General features: G+C 54.8%; 8 protein-coding genes. 2 read left to right on the forward strand and 6 right to left on the reverse strand.

The genetic code is table 11. From position 1 onward, the window contains the following. From B2R17_RS20775 to B2R17_RS20785, 3 genes are all read right to left on the reverse strand, one after another. On the reverse strand, positions 1-1,067 hold a 1,067-nt coding region (locus B2R17_RS20775; protein WP_286765480.1), incomplete at its 3' end, for a DUF1559 domain-containing protein. 381 nt (positions 1,068-1,448) lie between these two features. Further along, positions 1,449-2,474: a Gfo/Idh/MocA family protein gene (locus B2R17_RS20780; protein ID WP_008672115.1), complete on the reverse strand. Its 1,026-nt coding sequence runs from the start codon at positions 2,472-2,474 to the stop codon at positions 1,449-1,451. A gap of 66 nt (positions 2,475-2,540) precedes the next feature. Then, positions 2,541-3,920: a Gfo/Idh/MocA family protein gene (locus tag B2R17_RS20785; protein ID WP_339887363.1), complete on the reverse strand. Its 1,380-nt coding sequence runs from the start codon at positions 3,918-3,920 to the stop codon at positions 2,541-2,543. 433 nt (positions 3,921-4,353) lie between these two features. Here B2R17_RS20785 and B2R17_RS20790 point away from each other — a divergent pair, with 433 nt between their 5' ends. After that, positions 4,354-5,118, forward strand: coding sequence for a DUF998 domain-containing protein (locus B2R17_RS20790; RefSeq protein ID WP_037254287.1), 765 nt, complete (start codon positions 4,354-4,356; stop codon positions 5,116-5,118). Between the two features lie 16 nt (positions 5,119-5,134). Here B2R17_RS20790 and B2R17_RS20795 read toward each other — a convergent pair whose 3' ends face one another. The 3 genes from B2R17_RS20795 to B2R17_RS20805 all read right to left on the reverse strand — a co-directional run bounded on the left by B2R17_RS20795 (position 5,135) and on the right by B2R17_RS20805 (position 9,857). Continuing rightward, positions 5,135-6,589 carry an SHD1 domain-containing protein gene (locus tag B2R17_RS20795; RefSeq protein ID WP_286765481.1) on the reverse strand — a complete coding sequence of 485 codons (1,455 nt, stop codon included), beginning with the start codon at positions 6,587-6,589 and terminating at the stop codon, positions 5,135-5,137. A 2-nt stretch (positions 6,590-6,591) separates the two neighbouring features. Continuing rightward, the gene (locus tag B2R17_RS20800) at positions 6,592-8,121 is read right to left on the reverse strand and encodes a DUF1570 domain-containing protein (RefSeq protein WP_286765487.1); all 1,530 of its coding nucleotides are present in this window, start codon (positions 8,119-8,121) and stop codon (positions 6,592-6,594) included. Positions 8,122-8,444: 323 nt separating this feature from the next. Then, positions 8,445-9,857, reverse strand: a complete 1,413-nt coding sequence (locus B2R17_RS20805) for an arylsulfatase (protein ID WP_286765482.1) — start codon at positions 9,855-9,857, stop codon at positions 8,445-8,447. A gap of 276 nt (positions 9,858-10,133) precedes the next feature. Here B2R17_RS20805 and B2R17_RS20810 point away from each other — a divergent pair, with 276 nt between their 5' ends. Then, positions 10,134-11,312: an SGNH/GDSL hydrolase family protein gene (locus tag B2R17_RS20810; RefSeq protein WP_008672133.1), complete on the forward strand. Its 1,179-nt coding sequence runs from the start codon at positions 10,134-10,136 to the stop codon at positions 11,310-11,312. Positions 11,313-11,528: the final 216 nt, after the last annotated feature.

Consider the following 11,528-nt stretch of genomic DNA (forward strand, 5'->3'; position numbering starts at 1 on the left):
ACGGCTCCATCGCCCATCAGAACATGCACCCCGCCTTGGTGACGACTCGAAGTGGTCATGATTGCATTGCCATTCGAATCGTGCGCGACACACAATGGTGCGTTTGGTGGCAAAATGGTGTGCACATTGGATTGAGCGTTCTGGGAATCGGCCCAACGGAAACCACGCCCCTTGATCTCACCCTCTAGACCACTGTTCACCCAAAACTGCGGGCGGGTCGGATCGATCATCGGAGAGGCGTCTTCGATGCAGAGCTTTGGATTGTCTCGCATCGACGCCTGAGCACCTTGACCGCCGGAGTGCGTTTTCCCGCGAGTCCGATTGTCGCCGTCACCCAAGTCCGTCGCGATTTCAGCCATCGCGATCGTATTGGACAAACCATCTAGAACGTCGCGGAACTTTGTTTGCGAGTGCATGACGAAGAAACCACGGTTGGCGGCACGAGAATTCTGTGCGTAGTTGCTCGCCTCTCCTGGATTTGCCGGACGCAACTTTCCGTTCATCGTCCACCAGAACGAGTCGCCCATGGACATGGCATAGTTCGTACGACCAAGGCTTGGCAAACCCTCACCTGGATCGCTCGGACAACGCAGCATCGGGAGTTCCGTGGCCCAAGGTTTGTATTGAATGTTGTCTGGGGCAGGTCCCATCGGCGGCCAAGGATTGCTTGGAACACCAATGCCCGCTCCGGTATTGCCATCGGTTCGCTCGGAGTTGGGATTCGAGATCTGTTCCCACAACGCTTGCTGCTCCATGAAAGGAGTCATCCCCACCAATGCGTTCAATCGCCAGTAATTGTGGGTCGTGTAGCTGGTCCACCAATTGTGTGTGCCGTCACCGACATCCGTTCCAACTCCATGGATCGGGGCGCCGTTGTACGCACTGTGGTAGTTGTGCATCGCCAGTCCGAGCTGCTTGAAGTTGTTGCTGCAACTCATTCGTCGCGCAGCTTCGCGGGCAGCTTGCACGGCGGGCAACAACAGGCCAACCAGCACGCCAATGATCGCAATCACGACGAGCAGCTCCACCAAAGTGAACGCTCGCCGAGATACGTTTTTACTTAACATGAGAACTTTCCTGGGTTTGAATATTTAGCACTTGAAATACTTTTGATCTGGCGTGCCAATCGACGCCGATCTCGAATGCGATTTTTTCGCATACTGTATATTCAAGAGAACACCACTATTGAACGATGGCGTTCCAGAATTGGCCAAAAACCCCCGAAAGACGGACTCATACCCTTCTGCAGCGATAGGTCAATTAAAGCTCCGGCTGTTCAGCTGCACAGAAAAACAAGAGATTTTTTTCCTTCACCAGCGTGCCCCGACTGATGGGGCCCCGCGTTCCCGCTACGACGAAGCAACTACAGTCGCTTCTCCCTTCGATTGGACGTCACCAGCAAAGCGACCGGCGACGGTTCATTTGGCTGCTAGGCGATGGACAGAACCTCACTTAGCAATTGATGCGTTCAGCTTTTTCGCTTGCTGCTGGGCAGCCTCCATGACGGCTTCCACTTCAACGGGAACTCCGCCTTGCTGCTTGCTTTCGTAAGCCGCTTGCATGAAGGCGTACAACTCGATTGTTTCTGCCGAATCGACCGGCGACTCACCCGTGCGAAAGAACTGAGCGATCTCGACGAGCAATGGTCGGTAGCCGTCGTACTTCCCAATTTCAGAAATGGCTTTCTCTCCGTAGACCATTCCGCCGTAGCCCGAACTGCCCGCTCGGATGCCTCGGAAGGTTCCAATCCGTCCGTCGCCCCAACGACCAACGGCCAATTCAAAATCCTCGGTCGAGGTGTGAGCTACCGTTTTGCAGCCAACACCCATGCAGGTGTAAAGCGTTTCGACGCCGTGGATCCCATACCAATACAAATCCACATGCGATGGTTCAATCTTGCAGGGACTATGTGCACTGCAGCCAAGAACTCGCCCCACTGAACCAGATCGAATGGCCTGGGCACCGTTGCTGTACCGCAACGATGAGCTCGAGAAAACGGGCACGTCGTAGTGCTTCGCCGCATCGAAGATGGCGATCGTTTCAGCCAAGTTGGATCCGACGGGCTTGTCGATGAACACGGTCTTCCCAGCCGCGAAAACTTGCAGTGCCTGTTCGTGATGGATCGTCCCATCGTTGGTTTCCAACAAGACGCAGTCCACTTTGGACAGCAACTCGCTGATGGAATCGACGATCTCGATTCCCATTGATTTCAACTGCTCGGTGTATCCGGGAATCCGACTGCTGCTGGATTCGATCGTTTTGCTTCCGAACGGATAAGCCGCAACGACTTGGAAACCAGCCAACGGATCATCGTCCGAATGCTCGGCATTGAACTCTTTCGCAAACGCCGGCGTGTGGGACGTGTCCAGACCGATGATGCCAATCCGAACGGGTTCGTCCGCACGAGCACTGCCGACCGAAGACAGCACGCTCGCGCACAAAAACATCACGACACCAATCAAACTAAACCGCATGGGACCACTTTCAAAACAAAGACGAAGAACAAGATGAACAGACCAAGCTGGACCAACTGCAAAGGCTCAAACCACCGGCTTCCAGCCCGGTTGATATTCGCGTCCCCAATACGCAAGCGCTTCGGAATTCCCAATGGGTTTGCCGGTGGCGGAATCAATTTCCAGTTCCGCTGAGCTGCGATAAGCCATGTTGCCCAAGTGGCAAAGCAACGTGCTCAGATGTGCTTCCTGAATGTCCGCGTTGGGTCGGCGACCGGTGCGAATAGCGTCCAAGAAATCGGCCAAATGAGTTGTGTCGCCGCCCTCATCGTTGACGGTCTCAATTTCCTTGTTGCGATCATCGAATCGAGTGAAGCCATTTCCTCGGACGATGATCGAACCTTCGCTCCCGTGGAAGCTGACTCCCACCGCCGCATCGTGTGGCCCCAAAGGAGACCAACTCAATCCTTCCCAGGTCGCCGTTTTTCCTTCGGGGAAATCGTACGTCACCATCATCGTGTCAGGCGTTTCTTGATCGTCGTCGTGACGGTACTTGCCGCCACCCGAACGAACGCGACTGGGCGTTGTGACCTGCAATCCCCAACGAGCCAAATCCAGCACATGGATGCCGTTGTTGCCCAATTCGCCGTTGCCCCAATGCCAACGCCAATGCCAGTTGTAATGAACCACATTGTCCACGTACTCGCGGCGCGGCGCGGGACCTTGCCACAGATCCCAGTTCAGCCAATCCGGCACTGATACGGTTTTGCCATGCCCAATCGACGGACGCCGGTTGTTGTACCAACTGCGTGAATAAGAAACGTCACCGATGCCGCCCGTGTGCACCAATTCGATCGCACGAATGATTGCTGGCCAACTGCGACGTTGCGATCCCATTTGCACGACTCGGTTGTGCTTCCGCGCCGCTTCGACCGCCAACACACCTTCTTCCGCGGTCTGACTGCATGGCTTTTCTACATACACATGCTTTCCGGCGGCACATCCCAAAATCGTTGCGGGTGCATGCCAGTGGTTGGGAGCTGCCACGACAAGAGCGTCCACGTTCTCGTCTTCCAACAACTTCCGAACATCAACAAACGTTTTGGGCCGATGCCCTTGAGCATCCGCAACGGAATTCGCCACTTTGTCCGACGCTCGCGAATCGACATCGCAGATCGCGACCACTTCGGAACCGGGATCTTTGATGAATCCTTTCGCTAGCGCCGCCCCACGATTGTTGACGCCCATGATCCCAACGCGAATAACTTCGTTGGGCGACTTTTTCGGAACCGTTTCTGCGAACACGGAACGAGCGGTAACGGTCGCACCCAATGCTGCCCCCGCTTTCAAGAACAACCGACGATCACGTGTCCGATGCCTTGACTGCATGGACGCGGAAGACTGCACACCAGAATGCTGAGGACGCATGGTCACGGCGAAATCCTTTGGCTGGATCGAACGCGTCAATCAACATTCGTGACATTGTCTTGGTCTCACACACCGAAGCGTGCAGGATCAAGCCGCGTGACGACTGCGATTGGCAAATGGTCTTCGAAGCTTCGACTGAGATCATCTCCATCGATGCTGCCGTCACCACGGTAGACGGTGAACCAACAGCCCGCATCATTGGAGAGATGTTCTAGAGCGTCAAAGACCAATCGATCGATGGGAGGGAAGGAGGTGGGACAACTGAGTTCGCCTCTCGGCCAACTCGACAAGCAATCGCCTGAGATCGACTCGGGCAAATCGCTTCGCTGACGCTCATTGTAAGCAGATTCTCTAGCGGATTGGGCATCGCAATTTGTCCTCCGCCGAGTGTGGATCCAACGGGACCCTGGACACAAACCAAAGATGGACAGAGATTGGCACGGACTTTCGCCACCTGTCGACCGCCGCAACGGTGCAAGAGACCCTGATGAGCCTTCCTGATTCGACGTCACCCCCAAATGATTCGTCCGCCACGATGATGGATCGGTTGGTGCTGTCCTACCTGGATATTCGACGAGCGATCGGGCTCAGCGGTTTGGTGCTGCCACTCGTTTTGGGCCCCGGCGGCTTGCTGCTAGGGATCGAAATCCAAGAGAACATGAGCAGCTACTATCACACTCCATTGCGGGATGTGTTTGTAGGAACGCTCTGCGCGATTGGCATATTCCTGTTCTGCTACCGCGGATACGACCGGATCGAAAATTGGACGGCGAACATCGGGGCGGTCGCGGCAATCGGAATCGCTCTGTTTCCGTTGGACTATGGCAGCGATCCGCTGATCCAAAAGTCATTCGTGGGCTACGTCCACACATTCAGCGGCGGTGTGTTTTTCACAACACTCGCGTTCTACTCGCTGTACCACTTCCCACGCGATTCCAGGCGGGAAGCCGAGTCCCATTTGTTCGAACGCTCATTGGCCTTTCGTGCCAGCGGATTGACCATCCTGTTGATCACCTTCGCGATGGGCGGCTACATGTTGCTCGTTCCTCAAGACTGGAAGGATTGGCTCAATGGCTACAACTTTTTGTTCTGGGCGGAATGGATCGCCGTTTGGTCCTTTGCAAGTTCTTGGCTCGCCAAAGGTCGCATCATCGTTACCGAGATCGGTGTCGAAGTCCTCGCCTATTCGCGAAAGATGGTGCTGCAACACGGATTGGGAATCAAAGACAATCCGTGATTCTCGCGATCTAGCGTCACTGATCCAGAACGCCAAACGTTCGTGCAAACTCAATATCGTCTTCGCTGAGTTTTTCGAGCGGGACCGAGATGGTTTGCCGATTGTCCAGCCGCAACAGCGAGACATCCGACTTCCCCACCGATTGCAACATCGCTTTGATGGTGAACGTACCGCTTGGGTCCGACCACTCACGCGGAAACTTCGTCGCCGCTTTGCGAATCGAATCCCAACGGCTCAAGATTTGTTCGAATTGAATGTCGTTCGTCCAATCAGAATCGTCCTCGAGTTCCTTTTCCAGCAAACGCTGCAACCTTGAATTGGCCGGCGGAGGTGCGCTGTTGGTCGCGATTTGTGTGTACTGAACTCCCAGAGCCCGATCCGGACGAAACACGCTTTTCTTGGACCGCGGTTCCCAATACTTTGCCATGTCGGCTTGCTGCTTCGAAGTCAGCCGCGGCAAATTGGCGGCATCAAAAGCCTCCATCGTCGGAAGCAAATCATGATCGAACAACATCGCTCGAATCGGATCGAGGTAGTGAAACCCAACCCGCAAATCAAACTGGGTTGCTTTGCCGATGTAACTCGCACCATCAATCTTGTAGTCAACGCTCCCGGCATAGGGCATTCCCATCTCAGGCGAAAACTCCCACATCCCAGACCCTGAAAGCGTGAGTTGTTGCCCAGCGGAAACGCCGCCAGCGATTTCAACCTCGCGACCGAACGCCAAATGGCCTTCTTTCATCGGATCCTGCGGGGTCATCAGCGAGAAAATTGAAATCCTCGACTTTGCAACTTGGTCGCTATCTGATGAAACGAAATTCAATTCGCTCTCGGCGCGAGAGCTGAATCCAGAGACCGTTTTGCCATCGTTAGGCAACTGCAAAAAGATCAATCCCGCGATCGCTCCCGTGGCAAAAGGCAACTCCCCTTTGGCACCCTTGCCTCGAATCTTTCCGGATGTGGTGCACCAGATCTCGCCCCCACAGAACTGAAACAGCCCTGGGTACCGTTCCAGCTCATACAGCGTTCGACGCTGTTGCTCCTTTCGCATCGCTTCCGCCCGCTCGCTGGCGGCCTGATGAAAGCGAGCCATCCCGGGATCGCCAGACGCAGACCCAAATGAATTGCTTGGCCCCGACTCATAAGACTCCCGCGTGCGTCGATGATGAGTCGCCAGCGTGCCTTTGTTCGCAAGCTTGTTTCCCATGAAGGGAATCGTTTGGTAGGTCCCGGACCATTCCTCGGAATTAGAACTCTTCACCACATACCGCAATCGACATCTCTGCCGCACCATGATTGGATTGCGTTCGCCTTCGGTACGTTCAACGATCCGGTATTCGATTCCATAGTCAAACGTTTCCCCAACGGCGGGCGTGTAGACAACGTCCTGCCCGGAGGCCACGTTCAGCATCCCGAACGCTCCCGCAACGATCGCGATGACGGAGCACTGCCAATTGTCGATTCTCGACATCCTCACAATTCCTCTGCCAATTGTTCCATGTCTGTCTTCAGCGTTCGCATGTAACGTCGCCACTCCAATTCGAGCGTGACGCGGTCGCCAAAACATTCGTTGAACAACTCCACCAGTTCCGTTCCCTTTTCCCGCGGGTCCGTGTCCGCCGAAATTTTTCGCGACTTGCCATAGAACTGAATCAGCTCATCAAAGCGTTCTGTGAACAAATAGTGCGTCAGAGCCCACGCCTGTCCGTACGCGGGAAGCTGGTCGCCAAGAGCCGTTTCGACAATGAACCCGAGATCCGAAACGATGAACTCCACGCTGCCGCGAACGGGATCGCCTTCCAACGCGCGGTAGTAACTGATCCGGTTTTGATCCACCACACCAACGCCACTCCAAACCGCCAACTTCGATGACTCAAAGTACGACGCCAATCCTTCGTGAACCCATCGGATGAACACGCCATCTCTCGGAAACAACCCTGTGTTGGCGGCAAGCTGGTGAACCGCTTCATGCGAAACCGTTGCAACGTCTTCGCTTTCGTGTTCGATGTCGATCAACAATGAAACCGTGTTGGCGAACCGAATGATGTGAGCAGCATTGGGACTTCGAGTCCGTTTGGCCTGCTCCTTCATTTCATCCAGTTTGTCCGTCAACTGTTTCAACAATAAAAAGATTTCGGTAGTACCGGAGTCGTAAAAGAACGAAACGTTTTCCTCGGGAAGGTAGAAACCCGCGATCTGTTTCAGCCCCATCTCGAGTCGTCGTTCCATCAAGAGGAAATCCTTGTGTTCCGAAAACAGAACGGCGTTGAGTGGTTCGCTTGGCGGCCGCAGATAAAATCCACGAAGTGCGAACGTTAAGAAGTACGACTCGTAGACCTTTTCCAACAACTCCAAACGCATTTCCGCGCGAGTCATCTTGGTCACCGCGTCTTTTTCACTTTGGGCGTCATGGAACAATGCGAAATGCTTGCTCCGCGACATCTCCATTCGACTCCCGCCGATCAAGTTTCGAACATGCGCCTCGCTGCCGGAATTATTGGGAACCGGACGATTGATGTGGACCATCAACGCCGCCAACTTCTTGATCTTCTCGTCCGTCGGATCCAACTTCCACGCGTCACTGAGCAATGACTTGCATTCTTTCAGCATCCCGTGCTGAAGTGCCCACTGAGCCAACTTGATGTAGTTGTCGACCGTCTTCTCGCTGAGGATTTTTCCCGACTTGCGTCGAAAAATTGTTTGACGCGTCGGCGTCTTGATCACTTGCAGATCGCGAGCGTTAAAATACAGCGATCCTCGGGGATGACGAAAGGTGACCGTCCCGCCGGGGTTGTAGTTCGTCTCGCCTTCCAACAACAAACCCGCATCCGTTCCCGGAATCTGATAAATCGCGTAGTCCGCTTGGGCATTTCGCGAGAAGCAAAGGCTCGTCAGGAGCCCGCCCGCCATCAACCAAGCGAGCAAACTCATCCGCGGTTGAAACCGTCGTTTTTGCCCCGATGATACGTCCGGCTTTTGAAATTCCATTCGTTTGCCCGCCATTCCTGTCCCCATCACTACGAATCATTCGTCGACCACCCCGACAGTCATGCTCCGCTCAGGCAAAACAGCCCGCGAGGTGTGGTCGCCATCCCCTAACAAAGGAGCGATTGTAACTCGTCATCGCTCAGTTTGTGCTGACAGCCGCAACGGGAATCCACGCAATTCGCGGTTTGTCCTCGTCGAGGACGTATTCCTTCAGGCAGGACACTTCACGGATGAACAGTAATGCAAATCCGCAACACCAGAAACCGACACAACCAATCGGATTCCGCACCAGTCGAGCGTCTCTGCTAGCGAACGAGTTGCATTGGCCAACTGAGAGCTCACCTCACACTTCGTGGCGTTTCCAAGGGACGACCCCCGTCTTTCTCGACACTCGCCGACCATTGCTCAAGTTCGCGACTCATCCTCTCTGCAACGTCGGGATACTGTTCCGACACGTCCCGCGATTCCGTCGGATCATTTCGCAAATCAAACAAGACACTCGGCTCGGTGGAGTCTTTCAACTTCGTCCCACGAGTCACGTAGGGTCGCACGAGTTTGAATTGTCCATGTCGGACTGCCGCGTTGTGTGTGTAGTTCGGCGAGCCTCGATTCCATTGCCAAAATCGCATCGTCGAGTGGGCGACCGAGGCGTCTTCCAAAACCGCCGCGAAACTCTCGCCGTCCAGTCGGTTTAGCGTGGCGAGATCGACTCGACAAAGATCCAGAATCGTGGGCATCAGATCAACAAACGTGACCATCTGATCTCGATGCCCAGGTGCAAACCGTTTGGGCCAACGAACGAACAAAGGCACTCGAATGCCGCCCTCGTTGACCTGATACTTTGTGCCTCGCAAACCTCGATTGAATCGCTCTCCTGTCAACGGATCGGGGCCGTTGTCGCTCGCGAAGATGACGATGGTGTTGTCGGACAATCCCAAATCATCGATCTCCGACAACAACTCACCGATCCCACGATCCATCACTTCGATCATGGCATAGATAGTCGCTGTGGATTCGTCGAAACCTTGACCTCGGTACCGAGCAATGATCTCGGGCGGCGCTTCCAACGGGCGATGAGGAGCGTAGTGTGCGAGATGCAAAAAGAACGGATGCTCGCGGTGTCGACGAACAAACTCGATCGCTCGACGGTTTAAATCATCGGTCAAATAGCTTTCATCAACGTTGCTGATTTGCCGTTTTTCTGAGAAGGGATATCGAAAGTAGCCGACATTGTCTGAACCGAAGAAGCCTTCGAATTCGTCGAAACCGCGATCCAGTGGATGAAACCCGTCGCCTCGACCAGTGTGCCACTTTCCGACCAGTCCAGTCGCGTAGCCAGCATCTTTCAACACATTGGCGATCGTTGTTTCGTCACGTCGCAGGCGAGTCATCTCCGGGTACTTGTTCATGTTCAGCGTCACCACGCCGGTGCGATGCGGATACCGTCCCGTCAACAACGCCGCTCTCGCGGGCGCACACACGCATGATCCACTGTAAGCTTGCGAGAACTGAATCGACTCGCTGGCAAGCCGATCCAGATTTGGCGTTCTGGTCGGAGAACCATCGCCACCGGCAAGATCCCCCACCGCCAAGTCGTCAGCGAGAATCACAATGACATTGGGTCGTCGACTCGTCGCGTCGCTTTCTGAATGTGCATTCGCATCTCCCTCCTGAACCAATGGAGCTTGTCCCAGGCATTCGTTCAGCGATACCAGGATCAAAACGATGGCGACAAACGGCGAAAACTTCATTGGTGGTTTCTTGATCGTGGAGGGATTCGCGTCCAATTAATGATACCGACTCATTCGGAAAACTGGCGTCGGCACGCTAAAACGAACGTGTTCGCCGTGCTTCAGCTGTTTCGATGGAAGAGAATAGTCAGCACAGTCATGAAGCGTCGCGACGAGCATCCTTTGATCAGCGAGGTTCCTACGTTCACGTTTCGCTTACGCCGGGGTAGCATCATCGCACGGCGTCCCAGCACGGAAAGCCTGCCAGACCGTCTCCGCAACATCGCAAAGTGAGCCATGCCCTCGCCAAGCCCTCGTTCCGCTTCCTCGCCATCCAAACCACAGCTATCGGTTCGGAAAAAGATCCTGTTTTCCTTTGTGTTTGTTGTGGGGGTGCTTGGAACGATTGAACTCGTGCTGCGTGTCGCGAGAATCGGCGAGCCACCCGCAATCGGTGTGCTTCGATTTGGATACGACACAGGCATTCCAATCTTTGACGCCGATGGTATTGAGCGGGAAGGTGAGTTCTATCAGGACGTTCCCCTGTTCGAAGCGGATCCCAATCTGTTTTGGAAGCCGATCGCCGATACGCCGTTCACGGGAGCGGACGGGCTGCGTCTGCCTGCTCCATCGCAGAAGTCAAAGGATGATGGCGTCTACCGAATCGGAGTGATCGGAGACTCATGCAGCTTTCTCGGCGAAAAGGTCTATCCCGCCCGGTTCGCTGATCTTTTGCGAGAATCGACCGGACGTGAAATCGAAGTCGCCAACGCCAGTTGCCCGGGCTACACATCCTTTCAAGGCGAACGGCGGTTGCAGACATTGTGGCCATGGGAACCAGACGTCGTCCTCGTTTACTTTGGATGGAACGACCACTGGAAGTCACTCAACGGGCAAACCGACCAGGACACGATGCAGCGTCAAATCTTGAGCGACCGTGCACGCACCTGGTTGGGCAAGTCTCGGATCTTTTGGTGCATGTACTCGCTGCGAACAAAGCTCGCACCACTGAAATCAATTCGTGACGCCCCCGTCCGTGTTCCGCTGGCCCATTATCAAGAGAACCTCCAAGAGATTCTCGCGAGCACCAATGAACGAGACCTTCCAGTCATCTTCATCACCGCGCCTTCGGCCTATCGAGAAGGAAAGGTGCCACCTTGGTCATACGAATTCTTTGGCCAGTTCTATGGAATGAGCCCCGAGGAAGTTGCCAGCATTCCGCAAACACATCGTCAATACAACGAAGTGGTACGGCAGATCACGGAAGCAAACTCATCCGCCTATTTGGTCGACGTCGCTGCAGCCTGGGGAAAGGACGAGGACGAGCCCAAAGATCCAGAACGATTCCGGAGTGATCGAATTCACTTGACCGAACAGGGCCACCAAGAGATTGCCGAACAACTGCTGCAACGATGGAACGAGGCAGAGCTGGGCAAGACGGAGCTCGGGACGTCAGCAGAACTCGGCACCGAGTGATGCTCTTGACGGGCCTCGCTCGTCCTCCCGCCCTTGCACCACTCCCAAGAACGGCCCAAGAGGCGAAGTCAAAGCCAGAACGGCATAACACCCACGAAAAACGGCGCACAAAAAAAGCCAAACCCCGTGTTTTTCAGGGTTTGGCTTGGATTGTCTCGGCCTGTCAGGCCCGTTGATAGCGGCAGAGGGACTCGAACCCCCGACACGCGGATTATG

Source organism: Rhodopirellula sp. UBA1907 (genome assembly GCF_002337565.1).
Classification (GTDB): Bacteria; Planctomycetota; Planctomycetia; order Pirellulales; family Pirellulaceae; genus Rhodopirellula; species Rhodopirellula europaea.